The following is a 20,931-nucleotide window of genomic DNA, read 5'->3' on the forward strand; positions in this document are numbered from 1 at the left end:
GTTCGGTCAATAGCTGCTGATACGACCGTGCGGTCAATCAGAGGTTGCGTCAGATTTGCCGTTTTCCTCGATCGGCAGACAAACGCGAAACAGGGCGCCCTCGTTGATTTCACTCTCGACGACGATGGAGCCGCCATGGGCGGCGACGATCTGCTCGGAAATGAACAGACCCAGCCCGAGCCCGGCGACTACCGTCTTGGCGGACACCCGTTCGAACTGTTGGAAAATTCGCTTCTGATTCTCGGCGCTGATGCCGATGCCATTGTCCTCGACCTCGATGCGCGCCTCATCGCCTTCGCGGTAAACACGTACCTTGACCGGGCTGCGACCGCCGTAACGCAAGGCATTGGTGATCAGGTTCGACACCACTTGCTCGATGCGGAACTCGTCCCAGTGACCTTCGACCGGCTCTGGCGCCGTGAACGATACTTCGGTTTCCGCCGCGTCAATCTGTTGCGCAAAATTCTGCAACAGATTGCTCACTAACTGCACCAGATCGAAACGGTTCGGCCGGATCGACAGCTTGCCGGTGCGGATGCGCGAAACATCGAGCATGTCTTCGATCAAGCGGATCAGGCTTTTGATCTGCCGCTCGTCGCGATCGACCATGGCGTGCATCTTGTCGAGGGTGAACGCCGACGCGTTGTCCCGAGCCAGGTGCATCTTGCGCAGCTGCGTTTCGAGTATCAGGCCATTGAGCGGCGTACGCACTTCGTGGGCGACGATTGACATGAAGTCATCGCGCATCCGCACCGCCTGCTCCAACTCCGACTGAGTGCTCTGCAACTGTTGCAACAGCGCTTCCTGCTCCCGACGGGCCTGCTCCAGCGCTTCGACCTGCTGCTTCATCGCCTTGCTCTGGCGGTACAGATCGACGAAGACGTTGACCTTGCTTTTCACCGCATGGATATCCAGCGGCTTGTGCAGGAAGTCGACCGCGCCGCTCTCGTAACCCTTGAACGCGTAGTTCAATTCACGACCGGCGGCGCTGACGAAGATAATCGGGATGTTCTTGGTTTTCTCGGTGCCGCGCATCAACTCGGCGAGTTCGAAACCGTTCATCCCCGGCATCTGCACGTCGAGGATGGCCATGGCGAATTCGTGCTGCAGCAGCAACGACAACGCTTCGTCCGCCGACAACGCTTTGTAGACGGTGCGGTCTTCGCGTTTGATCAAGGCTTCGAGCGCCAGCAGGTTTTCCGGCAGATCGTCGACGATCAGCAATTTGGCTTGAATATTACTCAGCATGCGATTCGTTCCAGCTCGACAAGCAGACGGCCGATGCCGTTAAGGGTTAGGACATGATCGGGCTGCTGAATGTTCAGCGCAGCCTGAGGCATGGTGGCGACTTGCGCCTCTTGCGGATCCTGGACAATGGTCAGGCCTCCGCGACGTTTGACTTGCGCCAGCCCGCGCGCACCGTCGTGATTGGCGCCGGTCAGCAATACAGCGGCCAGCTTCGAGCCGTAGGCATCAGCGGCGGACTCGAACAGGTAATCAATCGAAGGCCGCGAGTAATGCACACGATCCTCAAGGCTCAACGACAGGCTGCGATCCTGCTCCACCGACAGGTGATAGCCCGACGTGGCGAAATACACGGTACCAGCGGCAATGTCCTGCTTGTCGATCGCCTCGTGCACCGGCATGTCCAGACGCCGCGCGAAGACTTCGGCCAATTGGCTGCGACGCTCTTCGGGCAGGTGCAGCACAACGATAATCGGCAGCACAAACCCGCTGCGCAGTGGGCCGAGCACGCTCAGCAACGCCTCAACGCCACCGGCGGAAGCACCGACCACAATCGCCTCGACGCGAGGTAAAGCCACGGCCTCGTTCATGTTTTGCGGTAAATCCGTTCTTGTTTGACCAACGGCTCGAACTGATTGGCATAGCTGGAAAAATCCAGCGTCTCTTTACTGCCGAGCACCAGAAAACCACGATGGCACAGCGATTCATGGAACAGCCCGAAGGCGCGATCCTGCAACTTCTTGTTGAAATAGATCAGCACATTGCGGCAAGAAATCAGCTGGGTTTCGGAGAACACGCTGTCGGTCGCCAGGCTGTGGTCGGCAAACGTCACGTTCTCGCACAGCGTTTTGTCGAATATCGCGTAGCCATACGCGGCAGTGTAGTACTCGGCAAATGAACGCTGACCGCCGGCCTGCTGGTAGTTGGCGGTATAGGCACGGACGTTCTCCATCGAGAAAATGCCCTGCTTGGCCTTGTCCAGCGAGCGCGGATTGATGTCCGTGGCGTAAATGATCGTGCGATCGAGCAGGCCTTCTTCGCGCAGCAGTATCGCCATCGAATAGACCTCCTCACCCGTGCTGCAACCGGCGATCCAGATTTTGATCGACGGATAGGTGCGCAGCAACGGCACCACTTCCTTGCGAATCGCGAGGAAGTGCGAAGGATCGCGAAACATTTCGCTGACCGGGATCGTCAGCAGTTGCAGCAACTGCATGAACGCGGTTGGGTCGTGCAGAACCTTTTCCTGCAACGCCGAAATGGTCGCGCACTCGAACTGGCTCAACGCGTGCTGCACCCGGCGCTTGATCGAAGCGCCAGAGTAATCGCGAAAATCGTAGCTGTACTTGAGGTAGATCGCCTCAATCAGCAAACGTAATTCGATTTCGCTGTTTCGTTCGGCTGGACTGCTGCCTTCCACTAAATACGTTCCATCTTCGGTAACCACACACGAATCAGCGAGAACAGGCGATCCAGGTCAATGGGCTTGGCCAGATAATCGTTGGAACCCGCTTGCAGGCAGCGCTCCTGATCGTCCTTCATGGCCTTGGCCGTCACCGCAATGATTGGCAGCTTGCGCCAGCGCGGATCCTTGCGGATTTCAATGGTGGCTTCGAAACCATCCATTTCCGGCATCATCACGTCCATCAACACCAGATCGATGTCCTCGACTTCATTCAGTTTTTCAATCGCTTCGCGGCCATTACGGCCGATCACCACGACTGCGCCTTTTGTTTCCAGAGCACTGGTCAGGGCGAAAATGTTGCGTACATCGTCGTCCACCAGCAGGATCTTGCGACCCTCGAAGACCTTGTCGCGGCTGCGCGCGGTCTTGAGCATCTTCTGCCGTTCATGGGACAACTGCGATTCGACTTTGTGCAAAAAGAGTGTGACCTCGTCGAGCAAACGCTCAGGCGAACGCGCACCCTTGATGATGATCGAGCGCGAATACTTGCGCAGATCGGCCTCTTCATCGCGGGTCAGGTTGCGACCGGTGTAAACGATCACCGGCGGGAACGAGCAAATATCCTCAGTGGCCATGCGTTTGAGCAGATCGTTGCCAAGCATGTCTGGCAGCTTCAAGTCGATGATCATGCAGTCGTAAACCGTCTCGCGCAGCCGCTCCAGGGCGTCTTGCGCCAGACCGACGGCGGTGATTTCGATGTCCTCGTCGCCAATCAATCGCGCGATGCTTTCGCGCTGCAAATCGTCGTCTTCAACCAACAGCACGCGTTTGACCTTTTGCGTCAGCTTCGCTTCGAGACGCGCGAACACGTCTTTCAGCTCTTCACGAGTGGTCGGTTTGACCGCGTAACCGATGGCGCCCATGTGCATCGCGGCTTCAACGCGGTCTTCGACCGAAATCACGTGCACCGGGATGTGGCGGGTTTCGGCGCGTTCTTTCAGACGCTGCAACACGGTGAGACCCGAGTGATCGGGCAGGCGCATGTCGAGGAGGATGGCGTCGGGAATAAATTCCTTCGCCAAGTCATAGCCTTCATCCGCGCCGTGAGCAACCAGGCACTGATAGCCCAACTCGTGGGCCAGGTCATAAAGGATATGGGCGAAATTCGGCTCGTCTTCCACCACCAGAATGCAGCGTGTGGCGAACGGAGCTTTGTCGCGGTCATCGGCAAAACGCGGAATATGCACCGGGGCCAATGGCGAGACGATCGGCGCCAAAAGTACAGGCGCGGTCGGCGCTGGCGGCGTAACCGTTAAAGGTGCAGTCGAGATTTCGCCTGATTCACTGTACTGCAGCGGCAGCAACAGGGTGAACACACTGCCCTGCCCCGGCGTGCTGCTGACGCTGATCGAACCGCCGAGCAACGTTGCCAGATCGCGGGAAATCGACAGGCCCAACCCGGTGCCGCCGTACTTGCGGTTAGTGGTGCCGTCGGCCTGACGGAACGCTTCGAAAATGCTTTCCTGCTGATCCGCCGCGATGCCGATCCCCGAATCACGCACAACAAACGCGATCTGGTCATTCGGCTGGCCGGCAATGGTCAGGCTGACCGCACCTTTCTCGGTGAACTTGACGGCGTTGGACAACAGGTTTTTGATCACCTGTTCCAGACGCTGCCGGTCGGTGAACATCATGCCTGGCGTGCCCGGCTGCAAATCGACGGTGAAGGTCAGCTGTTTGTCTTTGGCCATCGGCTCGAACACGCCACGCAGGCCATCGGCCAGACGCGCAACACTGGTGTTCTCCGGGATCACTTCAAGCTTGCCGGCCTCGACCTTGGAAATATCCAGAATGTCGTTGATCAGGTTGAGCAGATCGTTGCCGGCCGAATAGATCGACTCGGCGAACTTGACCTGTTCGGCGCTGAGATTGTCTTGCGGGTTTTCCGCCAGCAGCTTGGCCAGGATCAACGAACTGTTCAGCGGCGTGCGCAGTTCGTGGGACATGTTGGCGAGGAATTCGGATTTGTATTTGCTTGAACGCTGCAACTCTTCGGCGCGCTCTTCGAGCTGAACCTGCGCCTGATTGAGGGCGGTGTTCTTCTCATCCATGGCGTCGCGCTGCTCGGCCAGGGTCTGCGCCTGTTCGGCGAGCTGCTCGTTGGTCTGCTCCAGCTCGACTTGCTGGGTTTCCAGATGCGCCTGGGATTCCTTGAGAATCCGCGATTGTTCTTCCAGCTCTTCGTTGGCGGTTTTCAGCTCTTCCTGCTGCACCTGCAACTCTTCGTTGAGCTGCTGGGTCTCGGCCAGCACTTCCTGCAAACGCTGACGGTAACGCGCGGCCTCGATGGAGGTACCAATGTTGCCGGCGATCAACTCCAGCAATTCGATGTCGCGGTCATTGAGCGGGCGCAGGAAACCGAGTTCGATCACGCCATTGACCCGATCATCATCGCTGGTCGGCACCACCAGCACACTGTGCGGCAAACCCTCACCCAGCCCGGAGCTGACTTTGAAATAGTCGACCGGCACTGAATCCAGACGGATCAGACGCGACGTTTGTGCCACTTGGCCGACGATGCCTTCGCCGCTGTAAATCGATTGATCCTGTTCTTCCTGCTCGCGGGAGAAGCCGTAAGTGGCCACGCGTTTGAGCCCGCCGTGTTCTTCACGGACATAAAGAGCGGCTACGGCGGTACCGAGGTATTGCGCGCAGAACTGCAGAATGTTGCGGCCCAGCAGATTGAGGGTCAGTTGCCCCAGCACTTGCTCGGCCAGTTCGGTCTGACCGTTGCGCAGCCATGCCTGCTGCTCCAGACGTTCGGCGCTGGCCTGTTGTGCGGCGAGATTGGCGCTGTAGTTTCCCGACAACGTCATCAGGTCACGACGGCCAATGTAGGCCAGCAAACCACTGATACCGGCGATAAACAGCAGGTACAGGCTGATGCTCCAGATCGTCGTACGGCGCACGTCCTCATTACGCGTAGTGCGCAGGACTTGCTCGGTTTCAATCACGTCTTCGAATTGCTTACGGATTTCGTCGGTCAGGCGCTTGCCCCGCCCAGCCTTCACCGCGCCCCGATAATCGCCGCTGGATCGCTGCAGATCGATCATCGATTGCGCGTAATTGGCCCATTCGGTCTGTAAGGCCTCCAGCCTGCGCAAACGATCGGTTTGCACCGGGTTGTCGATGGTCAGTTCGGTCAGGGTTTTCAGCGCTACGGCAATGCGCGGCTTGGCCGTCTCGTACGGATCAAGGAAATGCTCGTCACCGCTAAGCAGGAAGCCGCGCATGCCGGTTTCCAGGTCAACGGTGAGTTTCACCGCTTCGTTGGCGTTATTGATCACCCGGTCGGTGTGTTCCACCCACTGGATGACCGACAGCAAATAAGTGATCAGCGACACGAAAAACACGGCACTGAGCACACCGACGCCCAGCGGCAGACCGATGTTGCGGCTCAGAAGTTTGCGAAACCGTTGCTCATCAACCGAAGACGGAGTGGACATGGGGCAGCCTTGTCGAACTGTTGAAAACCCGAGAGTTTGCCCCAAAACCCCAGCATGGATCCATTTTTCTCATCGTTTTTGGCGCATTTTTCTACATTTGCCAGCGCTATCACAGCGACCAACCGGTATCCTTGCCGCTATTCTTTTTTGTATCCGTTCGGGAACTTGTGGCTATGCGCCACTTACTCATGCAAGAGCCCGGCATTTTTGATCGACCGGCGCCCCCGAATTCACCCCTTGAGAGCCTTTATTATGCCCGCCACCTCCGCCACCATCCTTGTCGTAGAAGACGACGACATCGTGCGCATGCTCATCGTCGATGTGTTGGAGGAACTGGAATTCAGTGTGCTCGAGGCGGACGGCAGCGAGCAGGCGCTGGAGAAACTCGCGGATAGCGGTCAGCACATTGATCTGATGATGACCGACGTTGGTTTGCCCGGCATGGACGGCAAGCAACTGGCCACTGAAGCGCGCAAACTGCGCCCTGCTCTACCGATCCTGTTCGCCAGCGGCTACGCCGAAACCATCGAGGTCCCTGCGGACATGCACGTGATCGGCAAACCCTTCTCCATCGATCAACTGCGCGACAAGGTCAAGGCTGTCCTTAACCCGGGCAACTAAGACCCTGGCTGGCTGTGGTTTAATTGCACCCCGTTTTTGGCCACAGCCCGCCTCAAGGAAATACCCGCATGCACCAGCCCCACCCCACCAAAGTCCTGGTTATTGGCTACGTCTGGCCGGAACCACGCTCTTCGGCTGCCAGTGGGCACGTCATGCAAATCCTTGAAACGTTTTTGCAGCAAGGTTGGGAGATCACCTTCAGCAGCCCTGCCGGCCCTGGCGAGCACAAGGCTGATCTGGCCGAACTGGGCATTCGCGAAGTGCCTATCGAGCTAAACAGCAGCACATTCGATACCTTTATTACTGAGCTCGCGCCGGATATCGTCCTGTTTGACCAGTTCATGATGGAAGAACAGTTCGGCTGGCGTGTTGAAAAGCACTGCCCTGATGCCTTGCGCGTACTCGAGACCTCCGATCTGCAGAGCTTGCGGCATGCCCGTCATCAGCGTCTTAAAGATCGCCTGAAGGCCAGCGGCGACGAAAACGACTTCAGCGAACTGTTCGCGCCGGCGCTGCGCGAAGAATTCGATCTGATGGCCAACACCGATCTGGCCAAACGGGAAATCGCCGCGCTGTATCGCTGCGACCTCAACCTGATGATCTCCGAAGTGGAGATCCAGCTGCTGCAAGACCAGTTCGGCTTGCCGGCAGATTTGCTGCACTGGTGTCCGCTGATGATCGATCCGCCGACTGCCACACCTCGGACTTTCGATGATCGCGAACACTTCCTGAGCATTGGCAACTTCCGTCACGCGCCCAACTGGGACGCGGTGCTCTGGATGAAGTCGACCGTCTGGCCCTTGATCCGCGCGCAATTGCCCAAGGCGCAACTACACCTCTATGGCGCCTACACGCCGCCGAAAGCCACGGCGCTGCACAATCCTGCGCAAGGCTTTCATGTGATGAACTGGGCAGAGGATGCGTTGCAAGTGATGTCCGAGGCCCGCGTATGCCTGGCGCCGCTGCGTTTCGGTGCCGGGATCAAGGGCAAACTGGTCGATGCAATGCTCTGTGGTACGCCAAGCGTAACCACGCCGATTGGAGCGGAAGCCATGCACGGCGATCATTCGTGGCCAGGGGCGGTCAGTGTTTCGGCGCAAGCACTGGCGGATGAAGCGGTTCGGCTTTACCGCGATGAGGCGCACTGGCAGAAGGCGCAATCGGCGGGATACCTATTATTAGCGGATCGTTATCAACACGCTGTGCACGGCCCGGCGCTGATCAACAAGTTACTGCATTGCACAAACAACTTATCGCAACTTAGAACCAACAATTTCACTGGCAGCATGTTGCGCCACCACTTGCACAAGAGCACTCAATACATGTCGCAGTGGATTGAAGCAAAGAACTCGAAATAACCGCAACTCACACACTTCGCATTACTCCGACGCTTGGCGCAGCCTGCGCCAAGCCTTATAAAAACCCTGCACTTTTCGCACTAATGCAACCAGCATTAATGTGCGACTTAAATAACCCACCGATGCAGGGACGCAAACACATGGACAATTACCCAAACAAAAACTGGATGACTGCAACACGAGAAGTTGATCGACTCACGCTTAGCGAGTTGACGCTACCCGGTACTCACAACGCCGGTTGTGACTGGCAAGCATCCTATGCACTGATACCGGGAAAACACTGGCTTGCCTGTCAACACCAGTCTTTCGCCAGCCAGCTGAATCACGGTTCCCGGGCGCTGGATGTGCGCTTGTGTTACGACGCCGGGGCCAAGGAGGGATTTGATCGTTTCCGCTTTCACCATAACGAATATCTGTCGTCGCGCACCCTGGAAAACCTCGTCGTAGAAGTCCGGGACTTTCTGTCCGTCAATCCTGACGAGTTTATTATTCTCGACTTCAAAAACTTCAAAAATGGCAAAGGCGCGTTTGATTTCGCCTTGTTCAACAGACTGATCGTGCAAGCGCTGGGGCCGCGCATGATTCCTGCCCGTAACAAGCACCTCACGCTTGGCGATCTGAAGAGAATCAGCCCGCTGCAACGTGTGCTGGTCTGCGCCCCTCGATACAGCGAGCTCGACGCCAGCCTGTTTCATGACGAAGTGCAAAGTAAATGGTCTGGGCTGTCCACCCCGAATGTCAGTGACCTACGCAATTTCATCACTGACGTGATGAGCAATCCGCCTGGCAATTACAATAACTGGACACTTTCCGCCACCTGTTACAGCGGTACGGGCGGCCCTGTTGATATACACAAAGACCTGGATTTAATGTTTGACCCGCAGACAAGTGTCTGGGCGCGAAAGTGCAACATCATTAATGTCGACTTCATTGAAGAATCACAGATCGTCAACTTCTGCCGAGTCGTCAATCTGCTCAAGGGACGTTGAGCGCTATCCGAGTAATATTAAATCGCTATATTTGTGCAGATATGTCAAACGCTGGCAAAAGTACTGACAGGTTCTACGCTGGTTCATGAAATCCGGTAACCACCGGGAAACAGCGGATGTGCAACACCGTCACATCCGCATCATGAATGTATTGCGCCATGGAATGGTGTGATAACAACGACAAGGATGGCTCATGAACAGCATTGCAACAGGCGTACTCGACAAAAACACCTGGATGGGCAACGTACTGGATGTCGGGCGGCTGAGGTTGACCGATATTGTCTGGCCCGGCACACATAACAGCGGCATGGATCGCAAAGCCCCTGATTACGACAGCGTATTCGGCAACTGGACAACCTGCCAGAACGATTCCTTTGCCTGGCAATTGGCCAATGGCGCAAGAGCGTTTGACCTTCGCCTCGGCTACACCGCTCACTGGCAACAGCCGCAGTTCTACTGCCACCACAACGGCTATTCATCCGGTCGCACCCTCGATGAACTGATGACGGCGCTCACCACGTTCCTTGATCGGAATCGCGATGAATTCATCGTGCTTGATTTTCATGAATTGGGCGACGCTGAAAAGCCGTTCGATTTCCAGCGCTTCAATGACGTGATTATGGCGCGCCTCGGCTCGCGCGCCATATCGCCCTCGGACAGCCTGCTAACCATTGACCAGTTGAAACGCAACAGCACGCAACGCCGCATCATCATGGCGGCACCTGCCAAACGTGAACTGGACGAGGACTACTTCTGGTTCCGGATCAAACACAAATGGAGCGGCAAACGCTTCACCGATACCACCGATCTGCAAACCCACATCCGCACGTCGCTGGAAGGCGCGCCCTATCCCCTGTCACTCTGGTCGCTATCGGCGACCAGCTATTCGATGCTCGGCGGCCCGCAGCGCATCAAGAACCACATCAACGACTGGTTTGACACCACGCGAGACTGGGTCACCCGTTGCAGCATCATCAGCACTGATTTTTTCGAGGAGTCAGACATCGTCCGCCTGTGCTGGAGCGCCACCAGCATGAAAGCGGTCTACGGCGAGGCACTGCATTCCAGAATCCAGGCAAATCCATGACACGGGTAGTAGAACCCGGGCAGAAAGGGGCATGATTGGCGTGCGATAACAAAAAAAGCGCCCAGCCATGTCCCGAACAGCCCGAGTGACCGACCCCTCTTACGAGTTGATGGATGACCACAACGGGTTGTCCATCATCTACCGCCAGCACGGTTTCCCTTGCCCATTGGTGCGTTGGCATTTTCACAAGGAATACGAACTGCACCTGATTGTTGCCAGTTCCGGCAAGGTGTTCATTGGCGACTACATCGGTAACTTTTACCCGGAAACGCTGTTTCTCACCGGCCCGAATCTGCCGCACAACTGGATCAGCCAGGTCGCGGAGGATGAAGTCGTGGAGAAGCGTGACATGCTGGTCAACTTCACAGACGATCTGTTCGAAAGCGGCAATCAGATTTTCGCCGAGCTGAAAACTCTGGCGCCGTTGCTGGAGCGTGCGCAGTACGGCATCGAATTCCGCTGCAAACGCACCATTCGTCAAGCCATGACATTGATGCAACGAATCGCTGACACCAAAGGCATCACGCGGCTCGGGCATTTTTTCATTCTGATGGAGCTGCTGGCAGCCAGTGATGACTTTCAGTTGCTGTCCGGCGCGACGACCCCGCAACTGGCTGACGAACACAACATTGATCGCACCAACCGCGCAGTCGATTACATCTTCACGCACTACGCCCGCGAGATAACACTGGAAGAAGTCGCCGAGCATCTGAACATGAAGCCGACCTACTTCAGCCGGGTGTTCAAACAGGCGACGGGGCGTAATTTCATCGAATTCGTCAATCGGCTGCGCATCAGTAAATCGTGCGAGTTGCTGGCCGATGGCGATAAGCCGGTGACCGAGGTGTGTTTCGAATCGGGGTTCAACAATATCTCCAACTTCAACCGGCGTTTTCAGCAACTCAAAGGCATGACGCCGTCGCACTATCGCCGCCTGGCGGTGCAGCGCCTGACCGAGCAAAACCACGGCTGACATGCTTTCCCCCTGTGGGAGCGGGCTTGCTCGCGAAAGCGTCGTGTCAGCCAACCTATATGGCACTGACCCACCGCATTCGCGAGCAAGCCCGCTCCCACACAATCCATACAAACCTGTACACATCCGATCGCCTCACACCGCTGAAAACCCCTTCCCTGCGTTTACCCCTTCAAACCCCAGTGCAAAAAAGTATCGATTCCAGTGCTAGGGATGATTTGTCAGCCCGGCCATTGAAGGCTGTAATCAGTGCACATTCTTCCTGCAGTCGGAAGACACAAAAACAATAACTGTCCTTCTGCCCCCGCCGGGCGCAGAAAAGGAGTGCACGATGCAACCCACTGCAAAAGCTCTGCTTGCCCTCACCTGCATGACCCTCAGCAGCGTCAGCCTTGGCGCCCAGACCCTGACCATCGCCACCGTCAACAACAGCGACATGATCCGCATGCAGAAGCTCTCGAAAACCTTCGAGACCGAGCATCCCGACATCAAGCTCAATTGGGTGGTGCTCGAAGAAAACGTCTTGCGTCAACGCCTGACCACCGACATCGCCACCCAGGGCGGCCAGTTCGACGTGCTGACCATCGGCATGTACGAAGCTGCACTCTGGGGCGCAAAAGGCTGGCTGGAGCCGATGAAAGATCTGCCGGCCAGTTACGCCCTCGACGATGTGTTCCCGTCGGTGCGTGAAGGTTTGTCGGTCAAGGGTTCGCTGTACGCCCTGCCGTTCTACGCCGAAAGCTCGATCACCTACTACCGCACCGACCTGTTCAAGGACGCCGGGCTGACCATGCCGGAGCGGCCGACCTGGGAAGAGATCGCCGGCTTCGCGGAAAAACTCACCAACAAAGATAAAGAGCAGTACGGCATCTGCCTGCGCGGCAAGGCCGGTTGGGGCGAGAACATGGCGCTGATCAGCACCGTCGCCAACGCTTACGGCGCGCGCTGGTTCGATGAGAAGTGGCAGCCGGAATTCAATGGCCCCGAATGGAAAAACGCGCTGAACTTCTACGTCGACACCATGAAGAAGTCCGGCCCGCCGGGCGCTACAAGTAATGGTTTCAACGAAAACCTCGCCCTGTTCAACAGCGGCAAGTGTGCGATCTGGGTTGATGCCAGCGTCGCCGGCTCGTTCGTGACCGACAAGACTCAAAGCAAAGTGGCTGATCACGTCGGTTTCACTTTCGCCCCGCATCAGGTCACCGACAAAGGCTCGGCGTGGCTGTATTCGTGGGCACTGGCCATTCCGACCAGTTCCAAGGCGAAAGACGCCGCGAAAGAATTCAGCGCTTGGGCGACATCCAAAGAGTACGGCGAACTGGTCGCCAAGACCGATGGCATCGCCAACGTTCCACCGGGTACTCGCGCCTCGACCTACAGCGATGCGTACATGAGCGCCGCGCCGTTCGCCAAGATCACGCTGGAATCGCTGAAGGCTGTCGATCCGAGCAAACCGACGCTGAAACCGGTGCCGTACATCGGCATTCAACTGGTGACCATTCCTGAATTCCAGGCGGTGGGCACCCAGGTCGGCAAGCTGTTCTCGGCAGCGCTGATCGGCCAGACCACGGTGGATCAAGCCCTCGCTGCCGCGCAGCAATCCACTGAACGCGAGATGAAGCGCGCCGGTTATCCAAAGTAACCCGCACCGTTCGCTCCTGCCTCCTGTGGGAGCGGGCTTGCTCGCGAAAGCGTCGTGTCAGCCAATACACATGACACTGACCCACCGTATTCGCGAGCAAGCCCGCGCCCACATGGGATCTCCATAGGTCTGTATGACTCGGTTGTGATCGCCATGAATACATCAACTGCCAAAGCCCACATCGACTTGTCCCAGCCCCAGCGCAAAGTGCGCGTGCGCAATCCCGGCTGGTTTCTGGTCAGCCCTTCGGTGGCCCTGTTGCTGCTGTGGATGATCGTGCCGCTGGGCATGACCATTTACTTCTCGCTGATCCGCTACAACCTGCTCTACCCCGGTGAAAACGAATTCGTCGGGCTGGAGAATTTCACTTACTTCCTGACGGATTCGGGGTTCATGCCCGGTGCGACCAACACCTTGTTGCTGGTCGGCAGTGTGTTGCTGATCAGCGTGGTGCTCGGCGTGCTTATCAGTGCGCTATTGGAAGCGAGCGAATTTCTCGGTCGCGGCATCGTGCGGGTCATGCTGATTTCGCCGTTCTTCATCATGCCCACGGTCGGTGCGCTGATCTGGAAGAACCTGATTTTCCACCCGGTCTCGGGGATCCTCGCCTACATCTGGAAACTGTTCGGCGCGCAACCGGTGGACTGGCTCGCCCACTACCCGTTGCTGTCGATCATCATTATTGTCTCGTGGCAATGGCTGCCCTTCGCGATCCTGATTCTGATGACCGCTATGCAGTCCCTCGACCAGGAACAAAAGGAAGCCGCGCGCCTCGACGGTGCCGGGCCGATCGCAATCTTCTGGCACCTCACGCTGCCGCATCTGGCCCGACCGATTGCCGTGGTGGTGATGATCGAAACGATCTTCCTGCTGTCGGTGTTCGCCGAGATTTTCACCACCACCAACGGCGGCCCCGGCTATGCCTCGACCAACCTCGCTTACCTCATTTACAACCAGGCGCTGGTGCAGTTCGACGTCGGCATGGCTTCGGCGGGTGGCTTGATTGCCGTGGTCATCGCCAACATCGCCGCGATCATTCTGGTGCGGATGATCGGCAAAAACCTGACTGACAAAGCCTGAGGCCTGCCATGACTCTCCAACAATCCCGCCGGCTGCAAAGCCTGCTGCTCGGCACCCTGGCCTGGGCCATCGCGATCGTGATTTTCTTCCCGATCTTCTGGATGGTGATGACCAGTTTCAAAACCGAAATCGACGCGTTCGCGACGCCGCCGCAGTTCATCTTCACGCCGACGCTGGAGAACTACCTGCACATCAACGAACGCAGCGACTACTTCAGTTTCGCCTGGAACTCAGTGGTGATTTCCTTCAGCGCCACCGCGCTGTGCCTGTTGATCGCGGTGCCGGCGGCGTACTCGATGGCGTTCTACGAAACCCAGCGCACCAAAGGTACGCTGCTGTGGATGCTCTCGACGAAAATGCTGCCGCCGGTGGGCGTGCTGATGCCGATTTACCTGTTGGCCAAAACGTTCGGCCTGCTCGACACGCGCATCGCACTGATCGTGATCTACACGCTGATCAACCTGCCGATCGTGGTCTGGATGGTTTACACCTACTTCAAGGACATCCCCAAAGACATCCTCGAAGCCGCCCGTCTCGACGGCGCCACGTTATGGCAGGAAATGGTGCGTGTGCTGCTGCCGATCGCCAAGGGTGGCCTCGCCTCCACTGTGTTGCTGTCGCTGATTCTGTGCTGGAACGAGGCGTTTTGGTCGCTGAACCTGACCTCGTCGAAAGCCGCGCCACTGACCGCGTTGATCGCCTCGTACTCGAGCCCCGAAGGCTTGTTCTGGGCCAAGTTGTCGGCGGTGTCGACGCTGGCCTGTGCGCCGATTCTGATCTTCGGCTGGATCAGCCAGAAACAACTGGTGCGCGGCCTCTCCTTCGGCGCCGTGAAATGAAGATCCTCAATCTAATGCGATCCCCTGTGGGAGCGAGCCTGCTCGCGAAGAGGCCGTATCAGTTCGCATTAATGGTGACTGACACACCGCTTTCACGAGCAGGCTCGCTCCCACAGAAAAGCCGATCTGGTTTAACCCAATAATAAATGGCGGAGGCCCATCATCATGGCCAACCTGAAAATCAAGAATCTGCAAAAAGGCTTCGAAGGTTTTTCCATCATCAAAGGCATCGACCTTGAGGTGAACGACAAGGAATTCGTGGTCTTCGTCGGCCCGTCCGGTTGCGGCAAATCCACCCTGCTGCGCCTGATCGCCGGGCTGGAAGAAGTCAGCGGCGGCACCATCGAACTCGATGGCCGCGACATCACCGAAGTCAGCCCGGCCAAGCGCGATCTGGCTATGGTGTTCCAGACCTACGCGCTGTACCCGCACATGACCGTGAAAAAGAACATGTCGTTCGCCCTAGATCTGGCCGGCGTCCCGAAAGCCGAAGTCGAGAAGAAAGTCGGCGAAGCCGCGCGCATCCTCGAACTCGGGCCGATGCTTGAGCGCAAACCGAAACAGCTCTCCGGCGGCCAGCGTCAACGTGTCGCGATTGGCCGCGCCATCGTGCGCAATCCGAAAATCTTCCTCTTCGACGAACCGCTGTCCAACCTCGACGCCGCCCTGCGTGTGCAAATGCGTCTGGAACTGCTGCGTCTGCACAAAGACCTGCAAGCGACGATGATTTACGTGACCCACGATCAGGTGGAAGCGATGACCATGGCCGACAAAGTCGTGGTACTCAATGGCGGCAAGATCGAGCAGGTCGGCTCGCCGTTGGATCTCTATCACCAACCGGCCAACCTGTTCGTCGCGGGCTTCCTCGGCACACCGAAAATGGGTTTCCTCAAAGGCAAGATTGCCCGTGTCGATGCGCAAAGCTGCGAAGTCTCGCTGGACGCCGGCACCCGCGTCACCTTGCCGTTCAACGCCGCCAACCTCAGCGTCGGCAGCGCCGTGACCCTCGGCATTCGCCCGGAACATCTGGAACTCGCACAACCGGGCGACTGCACCCTGCCAGTCACCGCCGACGTCAGCGAACGCTTGGGCAGCGACACCTTCTGCCACGTCACCACCAGCGCCGGCGAAGCCCTGACCATGCGCGTGCGCGGTGATCTGGCCAGCCGTTACGGCGAGCAACTGAGCCTGCACCTCGACGCCGCCCACTGCCATTTATTCGATGCCGAAGGCGTGGCGCTGACCCGTCCCCTGCGCGCTGCAGCCTGATTTTCAAGAGACTTGCCCAATGAAACTCAACCAACAGAATCTCCACGGCCTGGCGCCCGAAGTAAAACTGCCGGCCTACAACCTCAGCGACACCCGCCAGGGCATCGCCCACATTGGCGTCGGCGGTTTCCATCGCGCGCATCAGGCGTACTACACCGATGCGTTGATGAACACTGGCGAAGCCCTCGACTGGGCGATTTGCGGCGTCGGCTTGCGCGGTGAAGACCAGCGCGCCCGCGACGACCTAAAAGAGCAGGATTACCTGTTCACCCTGTTCGAACTGGGTGACAGCGACGACACCGAAGTGCGGGTGATCGGCTCGATCCGCGACATGTTACTGGCCCAAGACAGTGCTCAGGCGCTGATCAACAAACTCGCCGATCCAGCGATTCGTATCGTCTCGTTGACCATCACCGAGGGCGGTTACTGCATCGACGACAGCAACGGCGAATTCATGGCACATCTGCCGCAGATTCAGCACGATCTGGCGAATCCGCAATCGCCGAAAACCGTGTTCGGTTTCCTCTGCGCGGCGCTGTCCAAACGCCGTGGGGCGGGTACTGCGGCGTTTACCGTGATGTCTTGCGATAACCTGCCGCACAACGGCGCCGTCACCCGCAAGGCACTGCTGGCCTTTGCTGGTTTACTCGACGCGAATCTGTGTGAGTGGATCGATCAGAACGTCAGTTTCCCCAACGCCATGGTCGACCGCATCACGCCGATGACCAGCACCGCGCATCGCCTGCAACTGGCCGACAAACACGGGGTGGACGATGCCTGGCCGGTGGTTTGCGAACCGTTTGTGCAGTGGGTGCTGGAGGACAAATTCGTCAACGGTCGGCCCGCGTGGGAAAAGGTGGGCGTGCAGTTCACCGACGACGTTTCGCCGTACGAAGAGATGAAGATCAAATTGCTCAACGGCAGTCATCTGGCGCTGACGTATCTGGGGTTTTTGAAGGGTTATCGGTTTGTCCACGAGACCATGAACGACCCGCTGTTCGTGCGTTATATGCGCGCTTATATGGATCTGGACGTCACCCCGCAACTGGCGCCAGTGCCGGGCATTGATCTGAGTGAATACAAGGACACGCTGGTCGCGCGGTTTTCCAATCAGGCGATTGCCGATCAGCTTGAGCGAGTGTGTTCGGATGGCTCGTCGAAGTTTCCCAAGTTCACCATTCCGACGATTAACCGGTTGATTGCCGATGGTCGCGAGACCAAACGTGCGGCGCTGGTGGTGGCGGCCTGGGCGCTGTATTTGAAGGGGGTCGATGAGAATGGGGATACGTATTCGATTCCTGATCCACGGGCGACGTTTTGTCAGGCGTTGGTGGCGGATGATGGGTTGATGACTGAGCGGTTGTTGGCGGTGGAGGAGATTTTTGGCACGGCGATACCGCGTTCGACGGCGTTTGTGGCGGCGTTTGAGTGGTGCTGTGAGAGTTTGCGGGAAGTGGGCGTGACGCGGACTTTGCAGCGGATTCTGGACTGAAAAGCCCCTCACCCTAACCCTCTCCCGGAGGGAGAGGGGACTGACCGAGTGGTTTGTAAAAGCTCCGTCGACCTGAAAGTCCGGAGTCGAACTCAAGCTTTGAACAGCCTCTGAGTGAGATATCCGGAGTCGACCTTGCATCTGAACAGCCCCCGATCGGCTCCCTTTCCATTAAAAGATGGATCCGGAGTCGACCTTGCTTCCGAAAAGCCCCCGATCGGCTCCCTTTCCCCTCGCCCCCTTGGGGGAGAGGGCTGGGGTGAGGGGGTAAGCTCTTGATCTTCACCACACCCCGAGTGGTTCACACATGACAACCCAAAACCTCTTCCTCGGCATCGACTGCGGCACCCAAGGCAGCAAAGCCATCATCCTCGACGCCGCCAGCGGTCAAGTCCTCGGCCAGGGCGCCGCCAATCACACGATGATCAGTGGCGCCAACGGCCGCCGCGAGCAGCACACCGATCAATGGCTGGAAGCCTTCGCCCTCGCCACCCGCCGCGCACTCCTCGCGGCAAACGTCGATGGCCAATCAATCCTCGGCATCGGCGTCTCCGGCCAACAACACGGTCTGGTGCTGCTCGACGACCAAGGCCAGGTTCTGCGCCCGGCCAAACTCTGGTGTGACACCGAAACCAGCGCCGAAAACGATCGCCTGCTCAAACATCTGGGCGGAGAAAAAGGCTCGCTGGAACGCCTCGGCGTGGTCATCGCGCCGGGCTACACCGTGTCTAAATTGCTCTGGACCAAGGAACAGCATCCCGACGTGTTCGCCCGTATCGCACGCATCCTGCTGCCCCACGATTACCTCAACTTCTGGCTCACCGGCCGCGCGTGCAGCGAATACGGCGACGCGTCCGGTACCGGCTATTTCAACGTGCGCACCCGTCAGTGGGATTTGCAGTTGCTGCGCGACATCGACTCCAGCGGCCGCTTGCAAGCAGCGTTGCCCGAACTGATTGACGCCCACCAAGTCGTCGGCACCATCCTGCCGTCGATTGCTGAGCGCTTGGGCATCAACCCCGCTGCATTGGTCGCAAGCGGCGGCGGCGACAACATGATGGGCGCCATCGGCACCGGCAATATTCAGCCCGGCGCGATCACCATGAGCCTCGGTTCATCCGGCACGGTGTACGCCTATTCCGACGTCCCGAAAGTCAGCCCCGACGCCTCCGTCGCCACCTTCTGTTCCTCCAGCGGCGGCTGGTTGCCGCTGATCTGCACCATGAACCTGACCAACGCCACCGGCGCGATACGCGAGCTGTTCGACCTTGATCTCGAACGCTTCAACGACCTCGTCGCCCAAGCCCCGATCGGCGCCGACGGGGTGAGCATGCTGCCGTTCCTCAACGGCGAACGCGTCCCCGCCCTGCCCCACGCCACCGGCAGCCTGCACGGTTTGACCATGGACAACCTGACCCAGGCCAATCTGTGCCGCGCCGCCGTCGAAGGCACGACCTTCGGTTTGCGTTACGGGCTGGATTTGCTACGGCAGAATGGTTTACAAAGCCGCAGCATTTGCCTGATTGGCGGCGGCTCGAAAAGCGCGGTGTGGCGACAGATCGTCGCCAACATCATGAACACCCCGGTGATCTGCACCGAACACAGCGAAGCCGCTGCCCTTGGCGCAGCGATTCAGGCGGCGTGGTGCAAATCCTGGTCGAACGGCCACGAAGAAACGTTGGCCGATCTGTGCCAGCGTTGCGTCAAACTCGATCCGAGCAGTGAAACCCTGCCGATCGCCGCCAACGTCGCGGCGTTTCAGCAGGTCTATGAACGCTATCAACAGCATGTCGCAACCCTATAAAGAGCAAACAATTATGTATTTGGTGTGTGGCGAAGCCCTGTTTGATTTCTTCAGCGAAGACGATGCCAGCGGTCTGGTCTCGAAAGTGAATTTCAAGGCGATTGCCGGCGGCTCGCCGTTCAACGTCGCCGTGGGTTTGCGCCGTTTGGGCGTGGACTCGGCGCTGTTCGGCGGTCTGTCCACCGACTACCTTGGCCGCCGTTTGCAGCAAGTGTTGCAGGACGAAGGCGTGCGCCCGGATTACCTGGTGGATTTCGCCGCGCCGACCACCCTGGCGATGGTCGCCGTCGGTACCAACGGTTCGCCGCATTACAGCTTCCGTGGCGAAGGTTGCGCGGATCGGCAACTGAGCCTCGCGCATCTGCCGACGCTGGGCCCGGAAGTGCGCGGCCTGCACATCGGCTCGTTCTCCTTGGTGGTGCAGCCGATTGCCGACACCCTATTGGCACTCGTCCAGCGTGAAAGCGGTAAACGCCTGATCAGCCTCGATCCGAACGTGCGTCTCAACCCGGAACCGAACATCGAGTTGTGGCGCGAGCGCATTGCCACGCTGGTGCGACTGGCCGATCTGATCAAAGTCAGCGACGAAGATTTGAGCCTGCTGTACCCCGAGCAGGATCCGCAGCGGGTGATCGAAAGCTGGCTGGAGCATCGCTGCCAAATCGTCTTTCTCACCCGTGGCGGTGAAGGCGCAACGGTGTTCAGTCGCGCGCATGGTTCGTGGTCAGTACCGGCCTGTTCGGTGAAAATCGCCGACACCGTTGGCGCTGGCGACACTTTCCAGGCCGCGCTGATTACCTGGCTGACTGAGCACGGTCTGGACTCTGTAGAAGGCGTGCAGCAACTGACGCGCGAGCAGATCGACGCGATGCTGAAATTCGCCGTGCAAGCCGCCGCGCTGACGTGCAGCAAAACCGGCCCAGACTTGCCTTATCGTCATCAACTGTCCTGAACGCGTAGACTGTCGCCTTTTTTGCGCATGACGGGATAACGGCTTTTGAATTACGGAAAGACGCTTGGACTACTGACACTCGCAGGGTTATTGACCGGTTGCGGCACTTCACCGCCGCGTTCGCCGGAAAATCTCTGCGATATCTTTCGTGAAAAAAGCGACTGGTACGACGCGGCGCAAGTCACGCAAAAACGCTGGGGGGTGCCGATTCAGGTGCCCTTCGCGATCATGTACCAAGAGTCCGGCTACCGTTACGACGCCAAAACCCCGCGCAAATATCTGCTATGGGTGATTCCGTGGGGCCGCGTGACCACCGCCTCGGGTTATGCGCAGGCGAAAGATGAAGTCTGGTCGGACTACCAGAAAAGCACCGGCCGCAACTGGGCCGATCGTGAAGACTTCGACGACGCCATCGACTTCATCGGCTGGTACATGGACAAGACCACCACTATTAATGGCGTCTACAAGTACGACGCTTACAACCAGTACCTCAACTACCACGAGGGCTGGGGTGGTTACCGCAACAAGACTTATGCGAGCAAAGCCTGGCTACTGCCGACGGCGCGCAAGGTGCAGGCCCGCTCGAATATGTATGCCCAGCAATATGCCGGGTGTAAGGAAGAGCTGAATCGCGGGTTCTGGAGCCGGTTCTGGCATTGGTTGTAGTGG

17 protein-coding genes are annotated in these 20,931 nt (G+C 58.2%); 13 read left to right on the forward strand and 4 right to left on the reverse strand.

Annotated features, from left to right (window positions below; translation table 11 throughout):
* Positions 1-33: 33 nt before the first annotated feature.
* Genes ACIP1X_RS01170 through ACIP1X_RS01185 form a run of 4 tightly spaced genes read right to left on the reverse strand, consistent with a single transcriptional unit; the run spans position 34 to position 6,156 of the window.
* Entirely contained in the window at positions 34-1,248 is a 1,215-nt protein-coding gene (locus ACIP1X_RS01170) for a hybrid sensor histidine kinase/response regulator (protein ID WP_159811323.1), read from the reverse strand.
* Positions 1,242-1,835, reverse strand: coding sequence for a chemotaxis protein CheB (locus ACIP1X_RS01175; RefSeq protein ID WP_400748533.1), 594 nt, complete (start codon positions 1,833-1,835; stop codon positions 1,242-1,244). Before ACIP1X_RS01175 ends, ACIP1X_RS01170 begins: the two co-directional genes overlap by 7 nt.
* Entirely contained in the window at positions 1,832-2,665 is an 834-nt protein-coding gene (locus ACIP1X_RS01180) for a protein-glutamate O-methyltransferase CheR (RefSeq protein WP_053119903.1), read from the reverse strand. Before ACIP1X_RS01180 ends, ACIP1X_RS01175 begins: the two co-directional genes overlap by 4 nt.
* Positions 2,665-6,156, reverse strand: coding sequence for a response regulator (locus ACIP1X_RS01185; protein WP_400748536.1), 3,492 nt, complete (start codon positions 6,154-6,156; stop codon positions 2,665-2,667). The genes ACIP1X_RS01180 and ACIP1X_RS01185 overlap by 1 nt, the downstream gene beginning before the upstream one ends.
* Positions 6,157-6,408: 252 nt before the next feature.
* Here ACIP1X_RS01185 and ACIP1X_RS01190 point away from each other — a divergent pair, with 252 nt between their 5' ends.
* From ACIP1X_RS01190 to ACIP1X_RS01250, 13 genes are all read left to right on the forward strand, one after another.
* Positions 6,409-6,777, forward strand: coding sequence for a response regulator (locus ACIP1X_RS01190; protein WP_282358029.1), 369 nt, complete (start codon positions 6,409-6,411; stop codon positions 6,775-6,777).
* 68 nt (positions 6,778-6,845) lie between these two features.
* Positions 6,846-8,135, forward strand: a complete 1,290-nt coding sequence (locus ACIP1X_RS01195) for a glycosyltransferase (RefSeq protein ID WP_400748539.1) — start codon at positions 6,846-6,848, stop codon at positions 8,133-8,135.
* Positions 8,136-8,275: 140 nt separating this feature from the next.
* Positions 8,276-9,124, forward strand: a complete 849-nt coding sequence (locus ACIP1X_RS01200) for a phospholipase (RefSeq protein ID WP_400748541.1) — start codon at positions 8,276-8,278, stop codon at positions 9,122-9,124.
* Between the two features lie 193 nt (positions 9,125-9,317).
* Positions 9,318-10,211: a phospholipase gene (locus ACIP1X_RS01205; protein WP_400748544.1), complete on the forward strand. Its 894-nt coding sequence runs from the start codon at positions 9,318-9,320 to the stop codon at positions 10,209-10,211.
* 67 nt (positions 10,212-10,278) lie between these two features.
* Positions 10,279-11,184 (forward strand): AraC family transcriptional regulator, encoded by a 906-nt coding sequence (locus ACIP1X_RS01210; RefSeq protein ID WP_159811328.1) that lies wholly within the window; start codon positions 10,279-10,281, stop codon positions 11,182-11,184.
* A gap of 331 nt (positions 11,185-11,515) precedes the next feature.
* Complete coding sequence (locus tag ACIP1X_RS01215; RefSeq protein ID WP_212549441.1) at positions 11,516-12,826, forward strand: sugar ABC transporter substrate-binding protein; 1,311 nt, start codon at positions 11,516-11,518, stop codon at positions 12,824-12,826.
* A gap of 153 nt (positions 12,827-12,979) precedes the next feature.
* Positions 12,980-13,906 (forward strand): carbohydrate ABC transporter permease, encoded by a 927-nt coding sequence (locus ACIP1X_RS01220; protein ID WP_053119886.1) that lies wholly within the window; start codon positions 12,980-12,982, stop codon positions 13,904-13,906.
* Between the two features lie 8 nt (positions 13,907-13,914).
* Positions 13,915-14,745, forward strand: coding sequence for a carbohydrate ABC transporter permease (locus tag ACIP1X_RS01225; protein WP_159811330.1), 831 nt, complete (start codon positions 13,915-13,917; stop codon positions 14,743-14,745).
* A 165-nt stretch (positions 14,746-14,910) separates the two neighbouring features.
* Complete coding sequence (locus tag ACIP1X_RS01230) at positions 14,911-16,014, forward strand: ABC transporter ATP-binding protein (RefSeq protein WP_400646873.1); 1,104 nt, start codon at positions 14,911-14,913, stop codon at positions 16,012-16,014.
* Between the two features lie 19 nt (positions 16,015-16,033).
* Entirely contained in the window at positions 16,034-17,506 is a 1,473-nt protein-coding gene (locus tag ACIP1X_RS01235; RefSeq protein WP_400748547.1) for a mannitol dehydrogenase family protein, read from the forward strand.
* A 307-nt stretch (positions 17,507-17,813) separates the two neighbouring features.
* Positions 17,814-19,310: a xylulokinase gene (gene xylB / locus ACIP1X_RS01240; protein WP_400748550.1), complete on the forward strand. Its 1,497-nt coding sequence runs from the start codon at positions 17,814-17,816 to the stop codon at positions 19,308-19,310.
* Positions 19,311-19,323: 13 nt separating this feature from the next.
* Positions 19,324-20,262, forward strand: a complete 939-nt coding sequence (locus ACIP1X_RS01245) for a carbohydrate kinase (protein WP_400748553.1) — start codon at positions 19,324-19,326, stop codon at positions 20,260-20,262.
* A 45-nt stretch (positions 20,263-20,307) separates the two neighbouring features.
* Complete coding sequence (locus ACIP1X_RS01250; protein ID WP_400748556.1) at positions 20,308-20,928, forward strand: hypothetical protein; 621 nt, start codon at positions 20,308-20,310, stop codon at positions 20,926-20,928.
* Positions 20,929-20,931: the final 3 nt, after the last annotated feature.

The sequence above is a fragment of the Pseudomonas sp. NPDC088885 genome, from assembly GCF_044750025.1.
Lineage (GTDB): Bacteria > Pseudomonadota > Gammaproteobacteria > Pseudomonadales > Pseudomonadaceae > Aquipseudomonas > Aquipseudomonas rustica.

Coding starts and splice junctions, on each gene's coding strand:
- ACIP1X_RS01170 (WP_159811323.1), bottom strand. CDS start 1,248: ATGCTGAGTAATATTCAAGCCAAATTGCTGATCGTCGACGATCTGCCG.
- ACIP1X_RS01175 (WP_400748533.1), bottom strand. CDS start 1,835: ATGAACGAGGCCGTGGCTTTACCTCGCGTCGAGGCGATTGTGGTCGGT.
- ACIP1X_RS01185 (WP_400748536.1), bottom strand. CDS start 6,156: ATGTCCACTCCGTCTTCGGTTGATGAGCAACGGTTTCGCAAACTTCTG.
- ACIP1X_RS01190 (WP_282358029.1), top strand. CDS start 6,409: ATGCCCGCCACCTCCGCCACCATCCTTGTCGTAGAAGACGACGACATC.
- ACIP1X_RS01195 (WP_400748539.1), top strand. CDS start 6,846: ATGCACCAGCCCCACCCCACCAAAGTCCTGGTTATTGGCTACGTCTGG.
- ACIP1X_RS01200 (WP_400748541.1), top strand. CDS start 8,276: ATGGACAATTACCCAAACAAAAACTGGATGACTGCAACACGAGAAGTT.
- ACIP1X_RS01205 (WP_400748544.1), top strand. CDS start 9,318: ATGAACAGCATTGCAACAGGCGTACTCGACAAAAACACCTGGATGGGC.
- ACIP1X_RS01210 (WP_159811328.1), top strand. CDS start 10,279: ATGTCCCGAACAGCCCGAGTGACCGACCCCTCTTACGAGTTGATGGAT.
- ACIP1X_RS01215 (WP_212549441.1), top strand. CDS start 11,516: ATGCAACCCACTGCAAAAGCTCTGCTTGCCCTCACCTGCATGACCCTC.
- ACIP1X_RS01220 (WP_053119886.1), top strand. CDS start 12,980: ATGAATACATCAACTGCCAAAGCCCACATCGACTTGTCCCAGCCCCAG.
- ACIP1X_RS01225 (WP_159811330.1), top strand. CDS start 13,915: ATGACTCTCCAACAATCCCGCCGGCTGCAAAGCCTGCTGCTCGGCACC.
- ACIP1X_RS01230 (WP_400646873.1), top strand. CDS start 14,911: ATGGCCAACCTGAAAATCAAGAATCTGCAAAAAGGCTTCGAAGGTTTT.
- ACIP1X_RS01235 (WP_400748547.1), top strand. CDS start 16,034: ATGAAACTCAACCAACAGAATCTCCACGGCCTGGCGCCCGAAGTAAAA.
- xylB (WP_400748550.1), top strand. CDS start 17,814: ATGACAACCCAAAACCTCTTCCTCGGCATCGACTGCGGCACCCAAGGC.
- ACIP1X_RS01245 (WP_400748553.1), top strand. CDS start 19,324: ATGTATTTGGTGTGTGGCGAAGCCCTGTTTGATTTCTTCAGCGAAGAC.